General features: G+C 69.6%; 21 protein-coding genes. 10 read left to right on the top strand and 11 right to left on the bottom strand.

The genetic code is table 11. The features are described from left to right. Window positions 1-73 precede the first annotated feature (73 nt). Window positions 74-1,183 (bottom strand): glycosyltransferase family 9 protein, encoded by a 1,110-nt coding sequence (locus tag BMX93_RS07490; RefSeq protein WP_218139264.1) that lies wholly within the window; start codon window positions 1,181-1,183, stop codon window positions 74-76. A gap of 114 nt (window positions 1,184-1,297) precedes the next feature. Between BMX93_RS07490 and BMX93_RS07485 the strand changes: the two genes are divergently transcribed. The 3 genes from BMX93_RS07485 to BMX93_RS07475 are packed head-to-tail and all read left to right on the top strand — an operon-like array spanning window position 1,298 to window position 5,373. Further along, window positions 1,298-2,740, top strand: coding sequence for an aldehyde dehydrogenase family protein (locus tag BMX93_RS07485; RefSeq protein ID WP_091969668.1), 1,443 nt, complete (start codon window positions 1,298-1,300; stop codon window positions 2,738-2,740). Then, window positions 2,730-5,117: a D-glycero-beta-D-manno-heptose 1-phosphate adenylyltransferase gene (gene rfaE2 / locus BMX93_RS13105; protein ID WP_218139263.1), complete on the top strand. Its 2,388-nt coding sequence runs from the start codon at window positions 2,730-2,732 to the stop codon at window positions 5,115-5,117. Before BMX93_RS07485 ends, rfaE2 begins: the two co-directional genes overlap by 11 nt. Next, window positions 5,110-5,373, top strand: a complete 264-nt coding sequence (locus BMX93_RS07475; RefSeq protein WP_091969666.1) for a hypothetical protein — start codon at window positions 5,110-5,112, stop codon at window positions 5,371-5,373. The genes rfaE2 and BMX93_RS07475 overlap by 8 nt, the downstream gene beginning before the upstream one ends. 34 nt (window positions 5,374-5,407) lie before the next feature. Here BMX93_RS07475 and BMX93_RS07470 read toward each other — a convergent pair whose 3' ends face one another. The 7 genes from BMX93_RS07470 to BMX93_RS07440 form a co-directional block, all read right to left on the bottom strand. After that, complete coding sequence (locus BMX93_RS07470; protein ID WP_091969664.1) at window positions 5,408-6,145, bottom strand: SDR family oxidoreductase; 738 nt, start codon at window positions 6,143-6,145, stop codon at window positions 5,408-5,410. Between the two features lie 68 nt (window positions 6,146-6,213). Beyond that, window positions 6,214-7,656, bottom strand: a complete 1,443-nt coding sequence (locus tag BMX93_RS07465; RefSeq protein ID WP_091969662.1) for a PfkB family carbohydrate kinase — start codon at window positions 7,654-7,656, stop codon at window positions 6,214-6,216. Then, window positions 7,653-8,360, bottom strand: a complete 708-nt coding sequence (locus tag BMX93_RS07460) for a D-sedoheptulose-7-phosphate isomerase (RefSeq protein WP_091969651.1) — start codon at window positions 8,358-8,360, stop codon at window positions 7,653-7,655. Before BMX93_RS07460 ends, BMX93_RS07465 begins: the two co-directional genes overlap by 4 nt. Further along, the gene (locus tag BMX93_RS07455) at window positions 8,357-9,628 is read right to left on the bottom strand and encodes a glycosyltransferase (protein WP_091969649.1); all 1,272 of its coding nucleotides are present in this window, start codon (window positions 9,626-9,628) and stop codon (window positions 8,357-8,359) included. The genes BMX93_RS07460 and BMX93_RS07455 overlap by 4 nt, the downstream gene beginning before the upstream one ends. Continuing rightward, the gene (locus tag BMX93_RS07450) at window positions 9,625-10,695 is read right to left on the bottom strand and encodes a glycosyltransferase (protein WP_091969647.1); all 1,071 of its coding nucleotides are present in this window, start codon (window positions 10,693-10,695) and stop codon (window positions 9,625-9,627) included. Before BMX93_RS07450 ends, BMX93_RS07455 begins: the two co-directional genes overlap by 4 nt. Further along, on the bottom strand, window positions 10,692-11,753 hold the full coding sequence (locus BMX93_RS07445) for a glycosyltransferase family 9 protein (protein WP_091969645.1): 1,062 nt from the start codon (window positions 11,751-11,753) through the stop codon (window positions 10,692-10,694). The genes BMX93_RS07450 and BMX93_RS07445 overlap by 4 nt, the downstream gene beginning before the upstream one ends. Next, window positions 11,750-12,364: a D-glycero-alpha-D-manno-heptose-1,7-bisphosphate 7-phosphatase gene (locus BMX93_RS07440; RefSeq protein WP_218139262.1), complete on the bottom strand. Its 615-nt coding sequence runs from the start codon at window positions 12,362-12,364 to the stop codon at window positions 11,750-11,752. Before BMX93_RS07440 ends, BMX93_RS07445 begins: the two co-directional genes overlap by 4 nt. 63 nt (window positions 12,365-12,427) lie before the next feature. Here BMX93_RS07440 and BMX93_RS07435 point away from each other — a divergent pair, with 63 nt between their 5' ends. The 3 genes from BMX93_RS07435 (at window position 12,428) to BMX93_RS07425 (ending at window position 14,947) form a co-directional block, all read left to right on the top strand. After that, window positions 12,428-13,369 carry a glycosyltransferase family 9 protein gene (locus BMX93_RS07435; RefSeq protein ID WP_091969643.1) on the top strand — a complete coding sequence of 314 codons (942 nt, stop codon included), beginning with the start codon at window positions 12,428-12,430 and terminating at the stop codon, window positions 13,367-13,369. A gap of 146 nt (window positions 13,370-13,515) precedes the next feature. After that, the gene (locus tag BMX93_RS07430) at window positions 13,516-14,610 is read left to right on the top strand and encodes an ANTAR domain-containing protein (RefSeq protein ID WP_177170119.1); all 1,095 of its coding nucleotides are present in this window, start codon (window positions 13,516-13,518) and stop codon (window positions 14,608-14,610) included. 145 nt (window positions 14,611-14,755) lie between these two features. Next, window positions 14,756-14,947, top strand: coding sequence for a YHS domain-containing protein (locus BMX93_RS07425; protein WP_091969639.1), 192 nt, complete (start codon window positions 14,756-14,758; stop codon window positions 14,945-14,947). 34 nt (window positions 14,948-14,981) lie between these two features. On the opposite strand, the gene BMX93_RS07420 is transcribed toward BMX93_RS07425, so the two are convergent. Together BMX93_RS07420 and BMX93_RS07415 are read right to left on the bottom strand one after the other, a co-directional pair. Continuing rightward, window positions 14,982-15,860 (bottom strand): SDR family oxidoreductase, encoded by an 879-nt coding sequence (locus BMX93_RS07420; RefSeq protein ID WP_091969637.1) that lies wholly within the window; start codon window positions 15,858-15,860, stop codon window positions 14,982-14,984. 36 nt (window positions 15,861-15,896) lie between these two features. Beyond that, window positions 15,897-17,078 (bottom strand): zinc-dependent alcohol dehydrogenase, encoded by a 1,182-nt coding sequence (locus tag BMX93_RS07415; RefSeq protein ID WP_091969635.1) that lies wholly within the window; start codon window positions 17,076-17,078, stop codon window positions 15,897-15,899. A 371-nt stretch (window positions 17,079-17,449) separates the two neighbouring features. Between BMX93_RS07415 and BMX93_RS07410 the strand changes: the two genes are divergently transcribed. Further along, complete coding sequence (locus BMX93_RS07410; RefSeq protein ID WP_177170118.1) at window positions 17,450-18,244, top strand: sigma-70 family RNA polymerase sigma factor; 795 nt, start codon at window positions 17,450-17,452, stop codon at window positions 18,242-18,244. Window positions 18,245-18,292: 48 nt separating this feature from the next. Here BMX93_RS07410 and malQ read toward each other — a convergent pair whose 3' ends face one another. Beyond that, window positions 18,293-20,215, bottom strand: a complete 1,923-nt coding sequence (gene malQ, locus BMX93_RS07405; RefSeq protein ID WP_245725785.1) for a 4-alpha-glucanotransferase — start codon at window positions 20,213-20,215, stop codon at window positions 18,293-18,295. A 178-nt stretch (window positions 20,216-20,393) separates the two neighbouring features. Here malQ and BMX93_RS07400 point away from each other — a divergent pair, with 178 nt between their 5' ends. The 3 genes from BMX93_RS07400 to BMX93_RS07390 are packed head-to-tail and all read left to right on the top strand — an operon-like array spanning window position 20,394 to window position 23,555. Further along, window positions 20,394-21,971, top strand: a complete 1,578-nt coding sequence (locus BMX93_RS07400) for an APC family permease (RefSeq protein ID WP_091969629.1) — start codon at window positions 20,394-20,396, stop codon at window positions 21,969-21,971. Between the two features lie 37 nt (window positions 21,972-22,008). Continuing rightward, window positions 22,009-22,860: an urea amidolyase associated protein UAAP1 gene (locus tag BMX93_RS07395; RefSeq protein ID WP_091969627.1), complete on the top strand. Its 852-nt coding sequence runs from the start codon at window positions 22,009-22,011 to the stop codon at window positions 22,858-22,860. Continuing rightward, entirely contained in the window at window positions 22,857-23,555 is a 699-nt protein-coding gene (locus BMX93_RS07390) for an urea amidolyase associated protein UAAP2 (RefSeq protein WP_091969625.1), read from the top strand. The genes BMX93_RS07395 and BMX93_RS07390 overlap by 4 nt, the downstream gene beginning before the upstream one ends. The last annotated feature ends 6 nt before the right edge of the window (window positions 23,556-23,561 follow it).

Raw genomic sequence — 23,561 nt, 5'->3', positions numbered from 1 at the left:
TTCCAGGCAAGCACACTGCGGGCCTGTGCGCCGAAGTTTCGGCTGGCGGTGAAGGGACGATATCCGGGCCCGATCAGTGGGCAACACCCGAGCCGAGCAGCGACCGGGCGTCCTCGAGCACGGCGTCGACACCAACACTCGCCACGAACGACGGATCGTGCGGGCATCGTTGAGCGGTCCAGCCCACCTGGGTGACGTCGACCCCGCACACCGGGCAGCTGGTGACCCAGGCAATGCGGATGCGGTGGCGCAGTCGGGTCTGCGGACCGGCCGTGATGACATTGCCGCACCAGTACACCGAGCAGGTCGCGGTGCCCAGCGCGTCGGCAAGGTGGCGGGGGCCGGAGTCGTTGGCCACCACGAGATCGGCCCGGGCGAGCAGCCCGGTCAGCCCGCCCAGCCCAAGGCGCCCAGCCAGCGAGACGACGGGGGAGCGGCCGGCCGACCCGCCCCGGGCCTCTGCCTCCCTCACGACGGCCTCGGCAAGCTCCTGCTCGCTCCGGTCACCGATCACGGCCACCTGGGCGCCCTCGCGGGCGAGCGCGGACGCGAGCTGGGCGAAGTTGCCCACCGGCCAGCGCCGGCGGGGATCGGTCGCTCCCGGGTGCAGGACGACCAGCGGGGAGTGGCCCTCTGCCGTGATGCCGAGCGCCTGGTCGGCTCGTGCCAGGTCCTCGTCGAGTGGCGCGAGCCGGGGTTCGCGCATCATCGTCAGCGCGCCCGCGAGGCCGACCACCTCGAGATCACGCGCCACCTCGTGCTGGTAGAAGCGATAGGGCAGGGTCCGCTCGAGAGCGTCGGCGTCGTCGGTGGCGCAGCCCACCGTGTGGCGCGCCCCGAGCGAGAGCAGGAAGGGGTTCGAGAACCGGCCGCCGCCGTGCAACTGGACTGCCAGGTCGATCGGCTGTTGCGTGATCGTCGCCACGAAGTCACTCACGTCGGTCGGCCGATCCGGCGGCGCTGTCACACCGGCCACCGGGGGCAGCCGCCGGGTGGTCACCGGGAAGGGCAGCCGGCCTTCCAGCAGCGCAGCCACTGGGGCGCCGAGGATCTCGATCGAGGCCTGCGGATAGCTCTCGTGGAGGGCGTGGAGAGCCGGGACGGTGAACAGCAGATCCCCCAGCCCGCCTGCGCGCAGGACGACGATGCGGTGCACATCGGTGAAGGGTTCGGCAGCATCCATGGGGATCAGGCTCCGGGAGTCGGCGGTGGGCGGGGTGGTGGTGCGGCGCATCGCAGGTGTGAGCGATTGCTGCCGGGGTAAGTGGCACGCACGAGACCACACGCAGGAGGCACCATGTCCGTACCCACTTTCACCGAGCACGACGCGACGATCCCCGAGGAGGGCGTGCTCACCGTCGTCGATCCGCGTGACGGGAGCGTGGTGGACACCGTGGCCGTCGACACGCCCGAGACTGCGAACGAGGCGATCCGGCGAGCCTGGCGTGCCCAGCCCGGCTGGGCACGTACCGCTGCCGCGGATAGGTCGTCCAGGCTGACCGAGGCGGCCGGCCTGCTGGAGGCGCGGGCTGCACAGCTGGCCGAGATCAACACGCGCGAGACCGGGCGGCCCACCGGTGAGGCGATTGACGGCATCAGGGCCGGGGTAGCGACACTGCGCAGCACCGCCGTCCTGGGCACCATGCACGGCGGCACCCGGCTGGCCGGGCAGGCCTATTGCAGCGACTACAGCCGCCGCGAGCCGCGCGGGGTCGCAGTGGCCCTGACACCCTGGAACGACCCGGTGGCAGTCGCCTGCGAGCTGGCGGCCGCGGCGCTGGTCACCGGGAACTGCCTCATCCTCAAGCCGAGCGAGCACTGCCCGCGGCTGGGCCGCGAGTTCGGCCGGATCCTCACCGAGTGCCTGCCCGAGGGGGTCGTACAGACCCTGACCGGGGGCCCGGCCCTCGGCGCCGCCCTGGTCTCCCACCCGCTCGTCGGAGTGGTCGCCCACATCGGCTCGAGCTCGACCGGACGCAAGATCCAGCGGCTGACCGCGGACAGCGGCGTCCACCTCGTGCTCGAGAACGGCGGCAACGACCCCCTTGTCGTCGATGCAGGCGTCGACCCGCAGTGGGCCGCGGCCCAGATCGCGCTGGGCGCCTTCGCCAACAGCGGGCAGGTCTGCACCTCGGTGGAGCGGGTCTACGTGCATGAGTCGGTGGCCGGGCCGGTGGTCGACGCCCTGGTGCACCAGGCTGAGCAGATCAACGAATCCGGTGAGCTCGGCCCGCTCGTGGACGGGGCACTGCGCGAGAGGGTGCACGCCCAGGTGGATGCGGCAGCCCGGGCCGGGGCACGGATCCTCGTCGGCGGCGAGATCGGGCAGGGGCCGGGCTTCCACTACCCGGCGACGGTGATCACGGATTGCCGCCCCGACATGGAGCTCACCCGCGAGGAGACCTTCGGGCCGATCGCGCCGATCCAGGTCGTCGGCAGTTTCGAGGAGGGCCTCGCCCTGGCCAGCCAGGACCGTTACGGCCTCGCGGCGACCGTGCTCACGCCCGATCTCGCCCATGCCCAGCGGGCCGTCGAAGAGCTGTGCGTGGGCACCGTCAAGATCAACGAGGTCTTCGGAGGTGCGCCCGGCGGGTCGGCGACCCCCCGAGGGGCCAGCGGAAACGGCTGTGGCTACGGTCCCGGATTGCTCGACGAGATGACCGTCGTGAAGGTCGTCCACATTGCGCCGGCCCGCATCCCCGGCGTCGCGGCCCCGGGAGGCGTCGGCGATGAGGGATGAGCTGACACGGATTCTTGAGCGGATCGCAGACCGGCGCCCGCGAGTACTGGTCTGCGGCGATGTGATCTTGGACGAGTGGTGGTCGGGCCCCAGCACGGCGCTGTCCCGCGAGGCCCCGGTGCCGGTGGTCCGCGCCCAGGCTCGCCAGTGCTTCCCCGGAGGGGCGGGCAACACCGCGGTCGCGCTCGCCGCGCTGGGGGCGCGCGTCGAGCTGTGTGGGGTGGTCGGCGAGGACGAGGCCGGGCGCCGGCTCGTCGGCCTGCTCGACCAGGCGGGTGTCGGCACCGCTGCGATACTGCGCCAGCCCGGCGCCACGACGGCGCGCAAGACCCGGATCTCCTCCCAGGGGGTCATCCTGGCGCGGGTGGACGAGGGGACCGGCGGACCGCCCGCCGACTCGCTCGGCGACGAGCTGGCCGAACGGGTGTCTGGCATACTCGGCGACCCGCAGCTCAGCGTGCTCGTCTGCGACTACGGGCTCGGGGCCGCGTCGGCCATTCGCGGCGCCCTTGGCCGCGGCCCGCGTCCCCGTCTGCTCGCCGTGGACGCCCACGAGCTGGCGGCCTGGCGCGAGCTCTCGCCAGATCTCGTGACGCCCAACTGGCAGGAGTGCTGCAGGCTGCTGGCCGATGAGCCGGCCGGTGCACAGGACCGGGCCGATCTGGCCCGGGCCCGGCGCGAGGAGCTGGTCGACGCCTGCGGCGCAGCCATGGTGGTGCTCACCTTGGACCGCGACGGAGCAGTGGCCATGACCCGCGACCAGGAGCTGCACCGTACCCACGCCCGGCCCGCACCGGATACCGACGCGGTGGGCGCCGGCGACAGCTTCGACGCCGCTCTGGTCCTCGCCCTCGCTGTCGAGGCCCCAGTGCGGGCAGCCGTCGACTTCGCCCAGGCGGCAGCCGATGTGGTGACGAGTCGGCCCGGGACCGCAACCTGTGACGCGGAGTCGATGCGGGCCAGCGCGGTGCTGTGGGATCGGCGCCGGATCGCCGCGCGGATCGCCCGGGAGCGGGCAGCTGGCCGGCGCATCGTCTTCACCAACGGCTGCTTCGACATCCTGCACCGCGGCCATGTCGGCTATCTCGAGCAGGCCCGGGGCCTGGGTGATCTGCTGGTCGTAGGGCTGAACTCCGACGACTCGGTGCGCCGGCTCAAGGGCCCGGGCCGGCCCGTGAACGGATTCGAGGACCGGGCGGCGATGCTGACGGCCCTGGCCTCGGTCGATCTGGTGGCAGGCTTCGAGGAGGACACCCCGGTGGCACTCATCGAGGCGATCCGCCCCGATGTCTATGTGAAGGGCGGCGACTACGCCGAGTCGATGCTCGGACCCGAGGTCAGCGCCGTGCACGATGCCGGCGGCCAGGTGCGGATGGTGGGATATACCGCTGGGCACTCCACCAGCGCCATGATCGAGCGAATGCGTCGCCCCGGACCCCGCCCGATCCAGCGGCGCACGGCCGGGGAGTGGGCGGCCACCGGTGCGAGGGGTCTGAGCGGCGGTCAGCTTGACGTGCTGGTGCCCACCTGCGAGCGTCCCGCCGAGCTGGCCGTGACCCTGGCTGGCCTGGCCGGCCAGGATCGGCCAGGATTCCGCGTGGTGATCAGCGACCAGAGCGCGCAGAGCCCCGACTGGCAGCATCCGGCCGCGGCAGCGATGCTGCGGGTGCTGCGTGCCCAGGGCCATCCGGTCGTGCTGGACCGCAACATGCCTCGACGCGGCATGGCCCAGCAGCGCGCCCACCTGCTCGAGCTCTCCCTGCGAGGTGCGCCCGAGGCGCGCCAGGTGCTCTTCCTCGACGACGACGTCTGGCTCGAGCCGGGCCAGCTCGAGGTGATGTGCCGGGTCCTTCGGGACAGCGGCGCGGGCTTCGTCGGGGAGGCCGTCCAGGGGCTGTCCTATCTGGGCGATGCCCGCCCGGTGCAGGAGGAGGAATTCGAATTGTGGGAGGGCCCGGTCGAGCCCGAGGAGGCCGGGCTGGGCAGCCAGGTGGAGCGACGCTGGCCGCTGCACAACGCCGCCAATCTCGCCCACCTTGCCGTACGGCTCGGGCTCCCGCCCGGCGCGGCGGCGACCTACCGGGTGGCCTGGGTGGGCGGATGCGTCCTGTACGACCGGGCGGTGCTCGTCGAGGCCGGCGGTTTCGGATTCTGGCAGGACCTGCCGCCGGACCACAGCGGCGAGGACGTCCTGGCCCAGTGGCGTGTCATGGCGATCAGGGGTGGCGCGGGCATCGTGCCCTCCGGCGCCGTCCACCTGGAGTCGCGCACGACGGTTGATGAGCGTCGGGTGGACGCCAGGACGCTGTTCGAGCGCCCGGGGCGCGGACTGCCGCGTACCGATCGCGCTGAGCTGGGGCGGCGAGCCGATGCGTGAGCACGTGCACAGGCCCGAGAAGGACATCCTGGCGGCCGGCCCGGCCGGGGGATCGATCGCGGAAGGGAAACTGATCATGGGGATCGTCGAGAAGGCCAAGGACACCGCCAAGGACGCCGTGAACAGGGCCAGGAGCGTGGTCTCAGGAGCGGCGGGCCCGGACGAGGAGCCGGTGGAGAAGGCCAGGCGCGCGGCGGGCGAGGCGGACGAGGAGCAGGCCGGACCCGAGGATCGGGCCCCGGCCCGCCGGAAGTGACTGCCGCCCTCCTGGTCTTCGCCGGCGCCCTGGCTCAGGGCCAGGAGGGCTCGTTCTCGTGGGCGATGAACAGCTGGCGGATCTCGCAGCCGCGTGGCTGGGACAGCGCGAAGAGCACGGCCTGCGCCACCCTGGCCGGGTCATTGAGCTGCGAGTTGTCGGTGGGGCGGTACTGTTCGGTGCGCCCGTCGAAGAAGTGCGTGTCCATGCCGCCTGGGATGAGCGTGGTGACACCCACCTGCCCGGCGGTTTCGGCGGTGAGTGCCTGGCTGAAACCGAGCACGGCGAACTTCGAGGCGCAGTAGGCGGTTGCGTCGGAGACCCCGCGAAGCGCCAGCGTCGAGGCGACCGTGACGACCCGGCCGTGGGTGGCCAGCAGGTGGGGCAGCGCGGCCCGCACCGTGTTCACGGTGCCGAAGAGATTCACCTGGACGACGTGCTCCCACTGCTGGGCGGGCACGTCCAGCAGCCGGCCGCACCGGTCGATGCCCGCCGCTGTGACGACAGCGTCGAGTCCGCCGAGCCGCTCGGCGGCCTGCGTCACGGCATCCTCGACGGCCACCCGGTCGGTGACGTCAACCTGATTCCAGGTGGCGGATGTGCCGGGGCCCGGCGCCAGATCGAGGGCCACGGGAGTCCCGCCCGCCCCGGCGACGGCGGCCACCACGGCGGCCCCCAGCCCCGATGCCCCGCCGGTGACAAGGACGCGACCGGGGCTGCGGGTGGCGGAGGGCGCGGTATCGGTGAATTCTTCGGCGTGCACTGTGGTCATGTGTGTCTCCTCGAGTGATGGGATGAGGTCTTGGTGCCTCTCATGGGATGAAATCCCCGTGCCTCGGCTCAGCCGGGCACCGCGGCGTCCGGTCCGATCCGCTCCAGCGCCGTGACGAGCGAGGACGTCGAGTGGCCGGGGTGGAAGGGCACTGTCGCGCAGCGACCGCCCCAGCCGGTGACGAGCTCGTATTCGGGAAGCAGCTCGACGACGTAGTCCCCGCCCTTGACCCAGACGTCCGGCCGCAGCTCGGTGAGCACCTGAACGGGGGTGTCCTCGTCGAAGACGACGACGGCGTCGACGCAGTCCAGCGCTTCGAGCAGCTCCGCGCGCTCCTCCTGACCCATCAGCGGGCGCTGGGGGCCCTTGAGGGCCCGCACCGACCGATCGGAGTTGAGGCAGACGATCAGCGCATCGCCTTGCGCGCGGGCGGCGCGCAGGGTCCGCAGATGTCCTGCGTGAAGCAGGTCGAAGCAGCCGCCGGTGGCCACCACGGTGCCGCCGGTCGCGTGAAGCCGGCTCACCAGTTCGCGTGCGCGGCCGGCCCGCTGCGGCGCCGGAGCGCGCAGGGATGATGCGCCCGGTGGCGTCCAGCGGGGTGTTGGCGGGGCCGGCAGGGCGGCCACCCCGCCGGCCCGGAGGAAGCTCCCGGTCGCGGCGATGGCCTCGCTCACCGCATCGACGATGCCCGGCTGGGCTGCGGGTCTGTGCCCGCGGCCGGCCTCGGCCAGGCCTGCAGCGAGCCGGGAGGCGAACCGGTCCCCGGCGCCGCAGGTGTCCACCCCGTCCAGCGGGACCGCCGCCAGGGCCCGGCCGTCGTCCGGCCCGGAGTCGAGCCATGCGCCGGCGTCCCCGAGCGTCACGACGAGAGCCTGGCAGCGCCAGCGCTGTCTCAACGCGGCGGCCACCGCGCCGATGTTCGCGTCGGGCCCCAGATCAGTACCCGCAGCCCCGAGGGCCTCGCGCAGGTTCGGTGTCACCGCCGCTGCTCCCGCGACAGGCTCGGCGCCGCGCGGGTGGGGGTCCCACACGAGCGGCACCCGGCGGGCCTGGTGCGCCAGCGCTGCCCGCAGTCCGGGATCGGCGCTCAGCCCGCGCCCGTAGTCGCTGACGAGGATCGCGTCGGCAGCGGCCAGGGCGTCGATCATCTCGGCGGTGACCACCGGGGGCGACGTGGGCTGGCAGCCCTCGTCGAGCCGGGCGAGGACGCGGCCCGAGTGCAGCACCCGGGTCTTCACAGGGGTCGGCGCGTTCGATCCGCCGGCGACGAGTGTCAGCCCGGACAGGCAGCTGCGCAGCTCCCGGGAGGCCTCGTCGTCGGACAGCGCCGTGACCAGTGTGGTGGAGTGCCCATCAAGGGCCAGCAGCCGTGCGGTCAGCCCGGCCCCGCCTGCCCGCACGAGGCAGTGCGCCACGTCGATGACCGGCGCGGGGGCATCCGGGCACTGCCGGGTGGAGGGACCGCCGATATCGCGATCCAGCAGGACATCGCCTACGACGACGATCCTCATGCCCGATCTCCTCGCCGCACCGGACGGGTTTGTCCGGGCCCCTGCCCTGCCGCATGCCAGGCCACCCGGGCGTCGAAGGCCCGGCACAGCGCGTGCAGCGCAATGAGATGGCATTCCTGCGCGCTCGCCGCGGGCCCATCGACAGCAAGGGTCTCATCGGCCAGGTGCGCCAGGGGATTGGGTGAGCTTCCGGTCAGAGCCCAGCTGGTGAGCCGCGCCTGGCGCCCGGCCTGCGCGGCGCGCAGCAGGTTGACGCTGCGACCGCTCGTGCTGAAGAGCATGAGGATGTCGCCGGGGCGGCCGTGCGCCTGCACCTGGCGCGCGAAGACATCGTCATATCCGTAGTCGTTGGAGATCGCCGTGAGCGCCGAGCTCTCGGCGTGCAGCGAGATCGCCGAGAAGGCCCTCCGCTCGCCGTCGAAACGCCCGACCAGCTCGGCGGTGAGATGCTGGGCCTCGGCCGCCGAGCCGCCATTGCCTGCGGCAAGCAGCCGGTGCCCGGCGAGGAGCCGATCGGCCAGCACCTCACCCCAGCGCGCCAGCAGCCCCGAGGATGCACGAAGCGAGGACGCGGCGAGCACGTGCGCGTCGAGATGGGCATCCACCAGGCAGCCCAGCTCGAGTTCGGCCGGCTTGGCGGGAGCGGGAGGCGGTGGCGCGAAACTTCCGGTGCGACGCCGGGGCGCCATGGGACGGATGGTCATGGCTCCACCGCCAGGAGGGCCGTCAGCGGAGCGTTCGCGCGCCTGGCGCCAAGCTGGGCCACACAGCTCAGGTAGGCCTGCTCGGTCAGCTCGGCCACGGTGTTCCAGGAGTAGTGCTTTTCCACCCGGTGCCGCCCGGCACGCCCCATCCGTGTGGCCAGGGAAGGATCATCGAGGATGCGGCGGATTGCCGCAGCGAGCGCGCGGTGGTCCCGCGGGCGAACGTGCAGGCCGGTCACACCATCGACGACTGAATCCTGCAGGCCACCGACAGCGCTCACGACGACCGGTATGCCGCAGGCCATCGCCTCGAGGGGCACGATCCCGAAGGGCTCGTACCAGGGGGCGCAGACCACCGCCGCGCAGCTGCGCAAGACCTGCGGCATCTCCTCGCGGGGCAGCTGACCTCGGAAGATCACCTGATCGGCGACCCCGAGCTCCACGGCTTCCCGCGCCAGTCGCCCGGCCTCCGGATCGGCCTCCAGCCCCGCAGCGACGCTGCTCCCGCCGATGATGTGGAGGTCGACATCGCCGATCCCCTCGGCGGCCAGCTCGTGCAGGGCAGCGATCACCAGGTCGATACCCTTGCGCGCCACCAGACGTCCGACCACGGCGATCCGGCGTCTGCCGCCAGTGGGCTCGGACGGGCCCTCGGCCCGGAAGTGGCCGAGGTCCACCCCGCAGGGCGCCACCGAGATGCGCCGGGGCCTGGCTCCCATGGCCCGCAACTCGCGGACCTCGTCGGGACAGGTGGCAATGATCCGGTCCACCTCGCGGGCCAGCCGCGGTTCGAGCATGGCGCGCTCCGGCGGGCTGGTGTCTGCCGGGCCCTGGTGGCGACGCTTCACCGTCCCCAGGGCGTGGAAGGTCTGCACCACGGGCGGACGGCGATCCGGCGTCTGGGCCAGCCGTACCGCCTGCAGGGCCGCGACACCCGACATCCAGAAATGCCCGTGCACGACATCGGGAGGCTCTGCGCGCCACTGGGACGCCAGACCACGGGCGAGCGCATCCATGTGGGGGTACAGGAGATCCTTCGGCAGCGGAAGCGCCGGGCCGGCAGCCACGTGCACGACCTCGACGCCGGGCGCGAAAACCACCCGGTCCGGCAGGGTCGGATCGTCACGGCGGGTGTAGACCACCACGTGATGACCTCGCCGCCCCAGGGCGGCGGACAGCTCGGCGACATGGACATTCTGGCCGCCGGCGTCCACTCCTCCGATCACGGCAAGCGGGCTGGCATGCTCCGAGACCATGGCGATTCTCATCGTGAACTCCCTTCCGTGCTGCGAGGCGCCGTGCTGCGGGCGCCGTCTTCGCGTGATGAGGGCTGATGCACCTGCGGCTGGCGGCGTGTCCGGTGGCTGTGGTGCTGCGACACCACCGAGCTGAGCAGCTCGTCCCAGTCGTCGAGGAAACGGGCCAGCCCGTAGCGGGACAGGGCTGCTGCCCGAGCGACGCGCCCTCGTCGTCGAGCCTCCTCAGGGTCAGCGATGAGGATCCGCACGGCGCGGGCGAGCTCGGCGACATCGGTGGAGATCGCGCCGGCCTCCGCGGGGACGGCCCGTACCGCTTCGGTGGTCGCCAGCACCACTACGGGCATCGCGAGATGCATGGCCTCCAGCAGGGACAGCCCGAGCGAGGTCCAGCGCACCGGGTGCAGGTATAGCCGGGTGCGGGCCAGCTGGGCATGCAGTTCGGCCGTGGGCAGGTCTCCGCAGATGTGGGCCCGCTCAGGTCCCAGGCCAGCCAGGCCGTTCAGTGCGCCCGTGCCCATCCCGTAGACCTCCAGCGGCGCCTGTTGGGCGAAATGGGCCAGCAGGTCGGTGCCGGTCACCCTCCCGCGCCGGACCGGCTCGTTGACCACCACCGACTGGCAGGCGCGCTCACCGGTGTACTGCTCGCCGGGGTCGACGATGCCGTGCTCGATGACCCTCGTCGGGGCGCGGCCGTTGTCCCAGAACAGCTCGTTGAAGTGCGTGACGTGCGCGATCGGGATGGTGGCCTGGTCGGCGAGGGGGTGGACGCTGCTCGGCACCTGGCCCTTCGGCGTGTTGTGCTCCAGGTAGATCGCCGGCAGGTCACGGCCCGGCGTGCGGCCGGTGAGGCGCTGGCACTGGGCGATCTCCTCGGGGCGCTGCAGCACGACCGCATCGAGATCCTCCTCGCGCAGCTGGCCCGGGGCGCACTCGCGGGCGCTGGCCGGCCAGTCACGCCCGCCGCGTCCCAAGCCCCACGGGCCGCCTTCGGGTAGCGTGGGCAGGAGGTACTCGTGGCGGCCCCGGACGAAGGAGTTCATCCAGCCACCGTGCACATGCCAGACCAGGATCCTCATCGTGCACCTGCCAGGGAATCTGGATCTGTCATCGGTGACCGAGGGCCCGGTCCGATGAGCCGGTGCACTGCCGCGAGCGCCTGGTGTGCGGTGACCTCGCTGAGGCAGGGGTGGCCCGGAATGGGGCATTCGCGGGCGCGCGAACCGCGGCAGGGCGCGTCCTGGTCGCCGAGCAGCTCGACGGGCACGCCATAGGGTGCCCAGCGAACCGCAGGCACGACCGGGGAGAAGAGGCTCACCACAGGGGTCCCCACCGCTGCAGCCAGGTGCGCCGGACCGGTATTGCCGACCACCACCGCGTCGGCGCCGGCAAGCACGGCGGCGAGTTGCGGGAGGTCGAGCCGGCCGCCCAGGTCCAGACCCGCCCTCCCGGCCACCGATGCAGTGAGTGAGGTCTCCCCCGGGCCGCCGGTGACCACCACCTTGCGGCCTTCGGCGGCCAGCAGGCTCACCAGCTCGCCATGGTTCTGCGCAGGCCAGGTACGGGCCGCGGCGCTGGCGCCGGGGTGGACGACGACATAGTGCCCCTCGCCGACCCACCGCGCGGGCTCGGCCGTCGGTCGCACCGCCAAGTGCCCCTCGTCGTCGGGAGGTAGCCGATGGCCTGCCGCCGCAGCGATGGTGAGGGCCCGAACGGGCTCGGGCTCGTCCTCGGGGAAGTCCTCGCCGGGTCGCAGCCGGATGTCGAGCAGGCTTCCCGCGTAGTCGACCGAGGCACCGGTGACCCGGGGGACACCGGCAAGGCGCAGCGCGAGCGCCAGCGGCAGGGGCGACTGGTGGAAGGAGGTGAGGATGACTGCCTCGTCGAAGCGGTGGGACCCGATCCGGGTCACGAGGTCCTCCAGATCCTCTGCCCTGACCGCGGGGGAGGGGTTCACGATCCACGGGCACTGCCAGGTGAGCACCTGCGCGACGCCGGGCAGCAGGCCCGCAGCGGGGGCGCCTTGCTGTGAGCACAGCATGGTCACCCGGTGACGAGCCGCCACCGCCCGCACCGCGGGACCGGCGAGCAGGACATCGCCGAGCGAGTCGAGACGTGCGACGAGGACCCTGTTCACGGCCGTACCTTTGCTGTGCGCGCGGCAGCAGGCCGGTCTCGCGTCGGCTCCTCGCGTGCGTCGCGGTGAGCTACCCGAGGATTGCACACGAGCTCGGCCACCTCGAGCAGGGAGCGGGCGACCCGGGGTGCAGCGAGCACCTCCTCATAGCGGGTGACTCGGTTGGGGACGAGCACGCCCTGGGCACCGGCGGCCTGCGCCGCCGCCATGTCGGAGCCGATGTCGCCTACGACGAGTGTCTCCTGTGGGCTCACTCCCAGCTGCTGGCATGCCTCGATGACCATGCCGGGGGCGGGCTTGCGGCACAGGCAGCCGTCCTCGGGCCGGTGGGGGCAGTTGAGGATCACCGCGAAGGGCCCCAGCAGGGCATTCACCCGCTCGGTGACGGCCTGGAGCTGCCCGGTGGTGATGAGCCCACGCCCGACCCCCGACTGGTTGGAGATGAGACCGACCGGGATGCCGCTCGTGCGGATCCTGCTCAGCGCCACTGCGGAACCGGCCATCGGTCGGACCCGAGCGGGGTCGCCGTTGTAGGGCGTGTCGACCACCAGCGTGCCGTCGCGATCGAACAGCACGGCGCGGGGTAGGGGGTCAAGGGGCGTGTTGGGCACATGCTGGGAGTACCCGGGGCGGTCTGGGCGAAACTGCCGCAGTCGAGGAGGGACAGGATCCGGATGGCTGGACAACCGCAGATGCTCGTCCTGCGAGCTCTCAAGCTGGGTGACCTGCTCGTCGCCGTACCGGCGTTGCATGCGCTGGGCCGTGCCTTCCCCGAACACCGGCTCCGGCTGGCGGCGCCGGCCTGGCTGGCCCCGATCGTGGAGCTCATCGGGGGTGTCGAGCTGCTCGACATGGTCGGGCTCGAGGTGCCCGTGCCGCTGGAGCCGGGCATTGTCGATGTCGCGGTGAATCTGCACGGTGCGGGCCCCCAAAGCCATGAGCGGCTCGATGCGCTTGCGCCGCGAAGGCGAATCGGGTACCTCTGCCGGGCGGCCGGATCGTCCTGGGACGGGCCCGCATGGGTGGAGCAGATGCACGAACGGGAACGATGGACGAGCCTGCTGGGCTGGTACGGCATCGAGGCGAATCCGCTGGAGGTCGATCTGGATGTCCCAGCATCCCTGGTCGTGCCCGGGGCGGTCGTAGTGCACCCCGGGGCCGGCAGTGCCAGCCGGCTGTGGCCGGTGGGGCACTTCGGGCAGGTTGCTGGGGCGCTTGCGCGGGCGGGACACCGGGTGGTGATCACCGGTGACGCCGCTGAGCGTCCGCGGGCTCTCGAAGTGGCCCGGCTCGCCGGCCTGCCGCCCGGTGAGGTGCTCGCCGGGCGTCTCGACCTCTCGGCGTTGGCCGGCCTGGTGGCGGGCAGCCTCCTCGTCGTGAGCGCGGACACCGGGGTCGCACACCTGGCCAGCGCCTACCGGCGGCCGTCGGTGGTGCTGTTCGGACCTGCCCCGGCCTCCCGGTGGGGGCCGCCACCGGGGCCGCATCGGGTGCTCACCGACGAATCGCAGCGGCGCGGCGAGGTCGACTCGCCCGAGCCCGATCCGGCGCTCGTGGCGGTGCGGCCCTCACAGGTGCTCGCTGCTGTGGCCGAGCTCGGCATCGGGGTCCTGTGAGGGCCCTGGCGCAGGGGAAGCGAGGTCCTCGAGTGGGGGCCGGGCCCATGGATACCCGCCGCGACCCGGCTATACGATGTGGCCATCGACCCGCCCGATCAGTCACCTCCCCGGGCATGGGCCACGGACGGACGGGCGGACATGCCATGACCATGCGGCAAGCGACTGACGATGACCTACCGGAGCCTCGCATCGGGGACCAGACCTCGCTCGTCGATGCGCATCCGAATCTCCAGGAGGACACCGGCGTCAATGTTGCCTGGTTCTGGGTCATGTCCCGGGTGATGCGAGAGGGGCTGCTCGTCCTCACGCGCGGCGGCACCGTGGTGGAAGCCAACCAGTCCTTCACGGACATGGTGGGATATGACCTCGCCGATGGTCCGTGGCAGCCGCCCTACCCGTGGTGGCCCACCGAGGCCGAGGACGCGACGGCACGTGCCCGCAATGAGAGCTTCCTCGCCGAGGCCCTGAGCGGCACGAAGACCGGTGGTGAGCTCCTGTTCTTCACGACGGAGCGCAAGAAGGTCTGGGTCGAGATCGATGTCTTCCACGCCGCCCACCCACAGACCGGCGAGGCGAGGGTGCTGGCCCTGATGCGCGATGTCACCCGGGAGCGGGACGCCCGTCAACGCAGGGCGTGGGCGGCTCAGATCAGCACCGATCTGGTGGCAGCAGCGGACATCGACACCGTCCTCGGCGTTGCCGAACACGGCTTCGGGGTGCTCTTCGATGGTGGCAGTACCGTCCAGCTGAACATCGGCGAGGAGCAGCCGGTGGCCCTGCGGGACGGCACGGTCGTCGATCTGGCCGACCTGCCCGAGTCGATTCGCGAGGGACTGGTCGGGGTGCGCAATGCCGATGCCACCCATGCCCGTCCCGGCATCCTGCTGGTCCCCAACAGCGCCAAGTCGGTCTGCCGTGTCTGGGTGCAGTTCCCGCGCCCTCGCCGCATCCGCCCCGACGAGATGATCGTCGCCGACCTGCTTGCCCAGGCCTTCGCGCTGGCAGTCGACCGAGTCCTCGCCGAGCAGATGTCCGCTCACCGCGAGGCGAATCTCGGACAGGCAATCGAGAGCCACCGGCTGGTGGGCCAGGCCGTCGGTATCCTCGTCGAGCGCTACCGGATCGGAACGGCCGCCGCATTCGAGCGGCTCCGTCAGGCCAGCCAGAACCGCAACATCAAGCTTCGCGAGGTGGCGCGCCGGGTCGTCGAGCAGGGGATCGACCCGGAGAGCATCTGAGCCACCGTCCGAGCCGCGTCGCGCACCGCCGCCCCCGGCACTCCGATTGACACAGGCGTGCCGGGGTAACCAGTAGCCAACCGATGCGAGTCCGCAGCCCGCCCACCGGGCAGGGGAGCGGCTCGGTGATCGAAAGGCAGGCACCATGAGCGAGACGGTGGACAACGCGCTCGTCGACACTGTCGAGGGCCGATGCCCGGTGTGCGGGCGCGAGATCCCCGAGGGCGCCGACATCACCGCGGAGCACGACGCCCAGTCCTACCGGCTGTGCAGCCCCGAGTGCCGCACCGCTTTCCTCGAGGCGCCGGTGCGCTACGTGGGCAACACCGCAAGCTGAGCAGTCCGGTCCTCGGCCGAGCGTGACAGACGGTTCACAGCGTGCCTTTCCCCCCGGTCACCCCAACAATGGAGCCCGAGACGTAGCTGGCCGTGGACTGCGAGGCCAGGAAGACGAAGGCGGGTGCCACCTCGGCGGGCTGACCAGCCCGGCCCAGCGGGGTGCCGGAACCGAACTCGGCGATCTCCTCGGGGCCGCGGGTGGCCGGTTGCAGCGGCGTCCAGATCGGCCCCGGTGCCACGGCGTTCACCCGGATGCCCCGTGGCCCGAGGTGCTCGGCGAGATTGACGGTGATCGAGTTGATGGCAGCCTTCGTCGCGGCATAGTCGAGCAGCACGCCCGCCGGCTGGTATGCCTGGATCGAACTCGTGTTGATGATGACCGAGCCCCGCTCGAGATGGGGCAGCGCAGCCCGGATGACCCATAGGGTTGCCCAGATGTTGGTGCGCAGTACCCGGTCCACCACCTCGGGGTCCAGCCCCTCAAGGGTGCCGGCGCCGTCTCTTGTGAGATGAAAGCCGGCGTTGTTCACGACAATGTCCAGCCCGCCCAGCGCGCTCACCGTGTCCTCGACCAGGCGCGTGCAGGTCTCGGCGTCGACGAGATCGCCAGGCAGGATCACCGCCTCGCGCCCGGCGCGGCGCACCCAGCTCGCGGTCTGTTCGGCATCCTCCTGCTCGGCCGGCAGGCAGCCGATTGCCACGTCGGCGCCCTCCCTGGCGAAGGCGATGGCCACTGCCCGGCCGATTCCGGAATCGCCCCCGGTGATCAGCGCCCGGCGCCCGGTGAGCTTGCCGCTGCCTCGGTAGGACTCTTCTCCATGATCTGGGCGGGGACGCATCTGGTCGGTCAGCCCCGGTGGTTGCTGTTGCTGGGCCGGGAAGCCCTGCTGCCTGTCCTCGTGCTGATTCATGGTGAAGCACTACCCAGCGGCGGGCGCAACCACCGTTCAGGGTTTCAGCACGACCTTGAGACAGCCGTCCTGCTTGGTTCGGAACAGCTCATAGCCGTGCGGGGCCTCATCGAGGCTCAGGTGGTGGGTGGCCAGCTGCTCCACGCCGAAGGCGTCCTCGTGGCTCAGCCGCCCCAGCAGCTCGTCGGACCAGCGACGCACATTGGCCTGACCCATCCTGATGGAGATCTGCCTGTCGAACAGCTGCCTCATGTTGAACGGGTCGGTCGCTCCGCCGTAGACACCGATCACCGAGACGGTCCCGCCGCGGCGGACGCACTCCAGTGCGGTGCGCAGCGCCGCCAGCCGGTCGATGCTGGCGGCGCTGCTCAGGGTTTCGCCGAGTCGGCGCGGCAGGGCGGTCGCCGCCGTGGTCAGAGCCTGCGCCAGGGGCGAGCCGTGCGCCTCCATGCCCACCGCCTCCACCACGCGGTCCGCGCCGCGCCCGGAGGTCAGCTCGCGGACCGCCCCTGGCACGTCGTCCAGCTGTGAGGCGTCGAGGGTCTCCACGCCTGCTCGGCGGGCCTTTTCGAGACGTGCAGGGACACGGTCGATGCCGAGGACGCGGCCGGCCCCCAGAAGTCGGGCACTGCGGGCGACGAGTTGGCCCACCGGGCCGAGCCCGACGACGGCCAGCGTCTCGCCGGCCTCGAGCTCCGCGTACTTCACGCCTTGCCAGGCGGTGGGCAGGATGTCGGAGAGGTAAAGCCATCGCTCGTCCGGCCCGTCCTGAGGGACCTTGATCGGCCCGTAGTTGGCGTACGGCACTCGCACATATTCCGCTTGGCCCCCGGGCACTCGACCGTAGAGCTTCGTGTAGCCGAAGAGCGCGGCGCCGGTGCCGAATTCGCGGACCTGTGTCGTCTCGCACTGGGACTGCAGGCCGTGCGTGCACATGAAGCAGTGTCCGCAGGAGATGGTGAAGGGCACGACCACCCTGTCGCCGGGAGCAACGGCGCTGACCTCGGGACCGATCTGTTCGACGGTGCCCATGAACTCGTGGCCCAGCACGTCCCCGGGGGTCATGAAGGGGGTCAGCGGGGCATAGAGGTGGAGGTCGGAGCCACAGATCGCGGTGGAGGTGACCTTCACGATGATGTCGTCGGGGCGTTCGATGACCGGGTCTGGAGTCTCGATGACCCTGACCTCGGCCGTGCCCTGCCAGGTGAGTGCGCGCATTTCTTCCTTCCTGTCACGGGCCCTGTCGAGTCCGGCCTCGACTGGGCCCGTGGACTTCTGCCGTCGGAGTTTCTGGAGCTCGGTGTGCGGATGCGGGTCTGGATGCGGTTCGGCTGCACCGATGTCATGGGTGCATCAATATGGAGACCAATAGCCCTGCTCGCCAGGAGCGAAACACCCGCCCCCCCCAGGCTCTCCGCATAAGCGGCGTACCAGGCGCAACTGCGCAAGAAGTGCGGAGCGCTTTGTCCGCAGCTGCGCGGGCAGTGTTAACGCACCCCTTGTGGTGGAGGCCTTTCAATGGCAGTCTGGCAGAGTCAAGGCGGTTCAAACCACGTGCCGAACCTTGGCTTTTTCGCACAGGAGCGACAATGTCACGTGGTGTTGCACCGTCCACTGCTGTGTCCCATCGAGAAGAACTCACCGCGCGACTTTTCGCTCGGCTGAGGGAAAGTGACGAGAGTAGCCGCGAGCCCGTCATCGCTGAACTCGTCACCGTCAATCTGCCCCTGGCCGATGCGCTGGCCTCGCGCTATTTCGGCCGCGGCGTCGAGCGGGAGGACCTCATCCAGGTGGCCCGCACTGCGCTGCTGCTGGCCATCCGGCGGTTCCGGCCGTCCGAGGGCATTCCCTTCGGCGCCTTCGCCGTCCCGACGATCACCGGTGAGCTCAAACGCCACTTCCGCGACCACTGCTGGGTGGTCCGTCCTCCGCGCCAGATCCAGGAACTGCGGGCGCGCGTGGTGAGCACGCGCGAGCAGGTCGAGCAGCATTCGGGCTCGCAGGTGAGTGCCCGCGAGCTCGCGGAGCGGCTGAGCGTCGACCAGTCCCGCGTCGCGGAGTGCCTCACCGCGTCGGCGAGTTTCCGGCCGGTGTCGCTCGATGCGAATTCGGCCGACGACGAGGGGCCGAGCATGGCAAGCACTCTGTCGTGCGACGAGGACCTTGCCGAACGGCTCGTGGAACACCACGACCTGCGCCTGGCCCTGGCCCAGCTGTCGCCACGGGAACGTCAGGTGCTGGAGTGGCGTTTCCAGGAGGAGTGCAGCCAGCGGGAGATCGGTGAGCGGCTGGGTGTCTCCCAGATGCAGGTTTCACGGATCATCCGTGGCGTGCTCGCCAGGGTGCGGGTGATTCTCAGCCCAGCAGAGCCCTTGGCCGGCTGAATCCGGATCGGCCATGGCCCCTGGCCCTGCCCCAGGCTTGGGGCGCGGTCAGCGGCGCGCGTTGAGCGTCGCGGCGAACTCGCCTGCCAGCGAGCCGGCCATGATCTCGTCCACCGGTTCGGGTAGCGCGATGCACCAGTTGGGATAGTCACCGACCGTGCCCGGGATGTTCGGGCGGGCCCGTACCAGGGCGGCATCGTCGAGCGAGGCGAGCACGACGAGACTCGGGGAGTCGGCGAGGCGTTGATGGCGTCTCAGCACGGCGCGGCCCAACTCGTCGCTCGTCAGTTCGTGGGGTGGCTTGTGTGGATCGATGCCCGACAAGTCGTCGAGCACCCGGCGGGAATGCTCCACCTCACCCCAGTCGGCCTCCTTGCCGACCCGGCGCAACTGTTCGCTGTCGAAACCGGTGAGCAGGCCGGCCAGCGTTGCCTGGTCGTGGGTGGCGGAGGTGCCCACGCACAGCACGGGGAACTCGGCCGGGCTCACCCGCGAGGCCGAGCGGTTCGCGAGCATCCCGATGTCGCGCATGCTGCGCCGGACTCCGCTGGGCACCGTCCCCATGTCCTCCCCGACTATCCAGGCATTGGCGCGGCTGGCCTCCAGGCGCAGGATCGCCAGCAGAGCGTCCACCGGATAGTTGACATAGGTGCCCTGGGCGGGCTCACCGTGCACCGGAACCCAGAACAGCCGCCACATCTGCATCGCGTGATCCACCCGCAGCGCGGTGGCATGCCGCAATGCCTGGCGGACCATCGCGATGAACGGTGCGAAATCGCTGCTGGCCAGGCGCTGGGGCTGGAAGGGCGGCAGGCCCCAATGCTGGCCTTCCGGATTGTGGATGTCGGGCGGGCAGCCGATCTCGAAATCGAAGGACAAGCTGTCCTGGTAGGCCCATGCCTCCTCCGAGTCGAAGTCGAAGCCCACCGCGAGATCGGCGATGACCTCTACTCCGGATGAACAGGCCCGGGCGTATTGCTGCTCCGCGACCCACTGGCACCAGGTGTAGAAGAGCACCCTGTCGATGTGCTCGCGGGTGAAGCGCTGCACCGCCGGGCTGTCGGGACGGTGCAACTCGGCCGGCCAGCTGCGCCAGTCGGCGGTGTCCATCGCCTCGGCGATCGAGCACCAGACCGCGAAGGTCCGAAGGGAGTTGCCCCGGCGAGCGCAGTAGCTGCGCAGCTCAGCATTGGATTCGTGCCGGTTGGCCCACCAGATCTTCTCGAGGGCCTGCTTCTTGAGCTGCCACACCTGGCCGCGATGGATGAGCCGCTGGTCATTGAGCTGTCGGCCCCGAGCAGACAGCTCGCACAGGTCGACGCGTTCGGCGCCGGGCGCCTCCCCGGGGGCGACGTGCAAGAGGTTGAGGAAATGCCGGCTGGCCGGAGAATAGGGCGAGTCCTGGGGATTGCTCACTGGCGCCACCGCATGGACGGGGGACACCTGCACGCAGTCGGCACCCTGGTCGCTGGCCAGTCGGCACAGTGTCGCGAGATCGCGGAAGTCGCCGATCCCCCAGGACTGGCTGGTGCGGGCGGCATAGAGCTGCACCTGCCAGCCCCAGCCGCGTTTGGGGGTGCGCAGATTGGGCGGTGTGCAGATGACGAGGTGGCGCACGCCTTCTTCATCGTGCAGGACGTGGTAGCCAGGCTGATCCACCGTGCCGTTCACGAGGACTTCATGGCCGTCCTCGCACTGCAGTGTGCCGAAGATCCGGGGGTGGAAGTGCCCGGGAGTGCACACCAGCGGCTCGGCCGCCGCAGCGCTCGGATCGAAGTTCTTGGCAGCCAGCGCCAGGGTGGCCGTGGGCACATCGATGATCTCGCCGGCGGCGTTGGTATAGCTGCCCACGACTCCCAAGGGCGTCAACTGGGCCAGCAGCCGTGCGCGGACCACGCGTTCCTGGCTGCCGCCGTCGATCGCCCAGGACATGTCCGGCCGGTTTCCGGGCACTCGGTGCAAGGACGTCACCCATCCAGGGTAGCGAGGTGCTCCCGGCAGCCAGAGTCATCCTCTCGTGGAAGATGTGCTGCGCTTGCCGGATCTGGTTTCACATGACTGGAACATTTCTGTCATTCGATTGAAAGGCATCGCGGGTTGACTCTCAACTGTCGGTGTCGGCGCGAGGACAAGGTGAAAGGCAATCGGAATGACTGCTACAACAGAGCAGATCCCCCAGGAGTCGTCCGGGGGGCACGAGGCTCGGGAACTCATGGACCTGGGTTATGACCAAGAGCTGCACCGCAAGGTGGGCTCCTTCGCATCATTCGCGGCCGGCTTCTCCTTCGTCTCCATACTCACGACCGTCTTCCAGCTCTTCGCGCTGGGCTTCTCGTTCGGCGGCGCCGCCTTCTTCTGGACCTGGCCGATCGTCTTCGGTGGCCAGCTCCTGGTGGCGCTCAATTTCGCGGTCATGTCAGCCAGATTCCCCATCAGCGGCGCGATCTTTCAGTGGTCCAGCAGGCTCGCAGGTCCAGTTGCCGGTTGGTTCACGGGATGGGTGATGGTGATAGGGCAAGTCATCACGGTGGCCGTTGCGGCGATCGCTCTGCAGGCAGTCCTTCCCTCGATCTGGTCAGGCTTCCAGATCGTCGGCGGAGAGGCTGCAGACCCTTCTGTCACCTCTGACACCGGAGCCAAGAACGCCGTCCTGCTCGGCATCGGTCTGCTCGTCATAACGACACTCGTCAACGTCATCGGAGTGCGGCTGATGGCTTCGCTCACCAGTCTTGGTGTGACGATCGAGCTCATCGGCGTCGTCGCCATTGTTGTCGCCCTGTTCACTCACCGTGAGCGTGGCGTCGGTGTCATCATGACCCGCCAGGGATATACCGGCGATTCCGCCAGCTACATCTCGGCCTTCCTTGCCTCCTCACTCATGGCGGCCTATGTCATGGTCGGCTTTGACTCCGCCGGAGAGCTTTCGGAGGAAACGACTGCACCCCGGCGGACCACCCCGCGCACAATCCTGCGGGCACTGTGCTTGTCCGGCATCGGCGGGGCCCTACTCATCATGGCGGCACTCATGGCTGCACCGAGCCTTACCGACGGGAACCTGTCCAAGTACGGGCTGGCGTGGGTCCTCACCAGTTCCTTTGGTGGACTGGGCGGGCGCATTCTGCTCTGTGCGGTTGCGGTGGCTGTTTTCGCCTGCACATTGGCTTGCCAAACATCCTGCTCGCGGATGGTCTTCTCGATGTCTCGTGAAGGCATGCTGCCCTTTCACCAGTTCTTCGCCAGAGTCTCTCCGCGCACAGGTACGCCAATACCCGCGGCGATCTCGGTGGGCGTGGGAGCGGCACTGGTGCTCTTGGTGAACTTCAACCAGAGCGCTATCTTCACGGCACTGTCCAGTCTGTGTATCGCGATGTTGTACATGGCCTATCTCGGCGTGACCGGTCCCCTGCTCATCTGTCGGCTGCGCCGCAGGCACATCGGGTTCCCTGACCAGCTCGACGAAACTGGCGTTCCTGTCTTCACCTTGGGGCGATGGGGCTTGGGGGTCAATGCGGCGGCTGTCGGCTACCAGATCTTCATGATCATCAACCTGATGTGGCCGCGTACTGCCATCTACGACCTGACTGGGAACACCTGGTGGCTGCGGTGGAGCGCAGTTCTGTTCGTCGCCCTCACCTTGCTCGTGGGAATGGCGATTCATCAGAGGAATAGGTCGAAGGGATATCTAGGCCTTCGGGCCCGGAGTTTAACCGAAGCGCGGCTGGGCTGACCGGCCGCTCGCCATCCGAAGAGGAAGAAGCACAGTCATGGTCGCAATAGCCGATCAGCACAAGACAGGGACACTCCTGGACGCGCGCCAGGATGCGCGTGCTCGGGAATCAGAAAGCTCGGAGTATATGCCCTATCTACCCGCCCATAAGGCGCCGGAGATACCTGAAGGGGTCGAGCCGGATCTCATGGTGTGGGCGGAGACCGTCGCGCCCGGAGGCTATACACATAAGCGGGTGGCGAGGGGCACGCGCATTAGGTTCACCGACGCCAAAGGCGACGCGTGTGCCCATGTCTTGATCTACAATGCGATAGAGCCCATAGAACGTCTCAATGTGGCTGACACCGTGAAAATCCCGTGGCAGGCATACCTCGTCGACGGCCACCCTCTCCTGTCGGGTGAGGGCAGAGTGCTGGCGACAGTGTGCAATGACAGCTCAGGGCATCACGATGCGCTGTGCGGTACCTCGACCAGAGCGTGGAACGAGAGCAAGTATGCGGCCAGCGCTTCGCACGGTGCCGCGCCGGCGGGGGCAGCGCTCTTCGAGCTTGGGGCTGCCAAGCACGGGCTGGGCGTCCGCGACCTGCCGCCGAGCATCTCTTTCTTCAAGGGTGTCCGCGTCGCCAGCGATGGTGACCTGCAGTTCACCGGCGGCGCCGGGCCTGGGTGCCACGTGGAGATCGTGGCCGAGATGCCATTGATCGTCCTCGTCGCCAATGTTCCGCATCCTCTCGACCCTCGCAGCGATTACATTGTCGGGCCGCTGCGCGTCGACGCATGGCGCGGCCACCCGACCGGCCCGGCTGATTCCCAGTTCACGGCTGCACCTGAAGCCCATCGGGCCTATCTCAATACCCTCGACTATCTCGCTGCACAGGGGATCGCATGAGTATCACGACAACAGTTCCAGAACGCCCGGTCTACATGCCGGACTCGCCTCTCGACTTTGGTGCACCGCTGGTCCCTGGACAGATTCTGCTCGACGAAATCGTCGCACCGCGTGATCCATGGTCTGGTGTCGTCGAGCCAGGAGACGTTCTCACCATCGTCGATGTTGGAGGTAACCAGTCAGCAGACTGTTTGGTTTTCAACGGCGATGACACCGCCGAACGCTACAGCGTTCCCGACACGCTGACCTGGCAGCACAATGCCTACGTCGATACGGGCACCGTGCTGCGTTCGAACCGAGGGCGCGCGATGATGACTGTCATCGGCAATGAGATCGACCGTCAAGACACTCTCGGCGGTGCATGCGGCAAGGAGTCGAACACACTTCGCTACGGACATCACACGATGTACCAGCACGGCTGCCGGGAGAACTTCCTCAATGAGGCGCGAAAGTACGGGATGGATGCCCGTGATCTCGTATCCAATCTCAACTGGTTTATGAACGTGCCAGTTGATCAAGACGGCGTGCTGGGGATCGTCGACGGGATCTCGGCACCAGGTAAAAGGGTCGCATTGCGCGCCGATCTGCGGGCTCTGGTACTGATCTCCAATTGCCCTCAGATGAACAATCCGTGCAATGACTTCAACTGCACTCCCTTGCGTATGATCGTTACGCGTCCAGGTCCCAGGCGTTGAGGAATA

Origin of the sequence: Propionibacterium cyclohexanicum (assembly GCF_900111365.1) — a bacterium.
GTDB lineage: Bacteria > Actinomycetota > Actinomycetes > Propionibacteriales > Propionibacteriaceae > Propionibacterium > Propionibacterium cyclohexanicum.
The sequence above is the reverse complement of the archived record's forward strand: the minus strand, read 5'-3'. Positions and strand labels throughout refer to the sequence as shown.

Bases quoted from the DNA above. Each gene is read 5' to 3' on its own strand.
- BMX93_RS07490 (WP_218139264.1), bottom strand. From the start codon at position 1,183: ATGGATGCTGCCGAACCCTTCACCGATGTGCACCGCATCGTCGTCCTG.
- BMX93_RS07485 (WP_091969668.1), top strand. From the start codon at position 1,298: ATGTCCGTACCCACTTTCACCGAGCACGACGCGACGATCCCCGAGGAG.
- rfaE2 (WP_218139263.1), top strand. From the start codon at position 2,730: ATGAGGGATGAGCTGACACGGATTCTTGAGCGGATCGCAGACCGGCGC.
- BMX93_RS07475 (WP_091969666.1), top strand. From the start codon at position 5,110: ATGCGTGAGCACGTGCACAGGCCCGAGAAGGACATCCTGGCGGCCGGC.
- BMX93_RS07470 (WP_091969664.1), bottom strand. From the start codon at position 6,145: ATGACCACAGTGCACGCCGAAGAATTCACCGATACCGCGCCCTCCGCC.
- BMX93_RS07465 (WP_091969662.1), bottom strand. From the start codon at position 7,656: ATGAGGATCGTCGTCGTAGGCGATGTCCTGCTGGATCGCGATATCGGC.
- BMX93_RS07460 (WP_091969651.1), bottom strand. From the start codon at position 8,360: ATGACCATCCGTCCCATGGCGCCCCGGCGTCGCACCGGAAGTTTCGCG.
- BMX93_RS07455 (WP_091969649.1), bottom strand. From the start codon at position 9,628: ATGAGAATCGCCATGGTCTCGGAGCATGCCAGCCCGCTTGCCGTGATC.
- BMX93_RS07450 (WP_091969647.1), bottom strand. From the start codon at position 10,695: ATGAGGATCCTGGTCTGGCATGTGCACGGTGGCTGGATGAACTCCTTC.
- BMX93_RS07435 (WP_091969643.1), top strand. From the start codon at position 12,428: ATGGCTGGACAACCGCAGATGCTCGTCCTGCGAGCTCTCAAGCTGGGT.
- BMX93_RS07430 (WP_177170119.1), top strand. From the start codon at position 13,516: ATGACCATGCGGCAAGCGACTGACGATGACCTACCGGAGCCTCGCATC.
- BMX93_RS07425 (WP_091969639.1), top strand. From the start codon at position 14,756: ATGAGCGAGACGGTGGACAACGCGCTCGTCGACACTGTCGAGGGCCGA.
- BMX93_RS07420 (WP_091969637.1), bottom strand. From the start codon at position 15,860: ATGAATCAGCACGAGGACAGGCAGCAGGGCTTCCCGGCCCAGCAACAG.
- BMX93_RS07415 (WP_091969635.1), bottom strand. From the start codon at position 17,078: ATGCGCGCACTCACCTGGCAGGGCACGGCCGAGGTCAGGGTCATCGAG.
- BMX93_RS07410 (WP_177170118.1), top strand. From the start codon at position 17,450: ATGTCACGTGGTGTTGCACCGTCCACTGCTGTGTCCCATCGAGAAGAA.
- BMX93_RS07400 (WP_091969629.1), top strand. From the start codon at position 20,394: ATGACTGCTACAACAGAGCAGATCCCCCAGGAGTCGTCCGGGGGGCAC.
- BMX93_RS07395 (WP_091969627.1), top strand. From the start codon at position 22,009: ATGGTCGCAATAGCCGATCAGCACAAGACAGGGACACTCCTGGACGCG.
- BMX93_RS07390 (WP_091969625.1), top strand. From the start codon at position 22,857: ATGAGTATCACGACAACAGTTCCAGAACGCCCGGTCTACATGCCGGAC.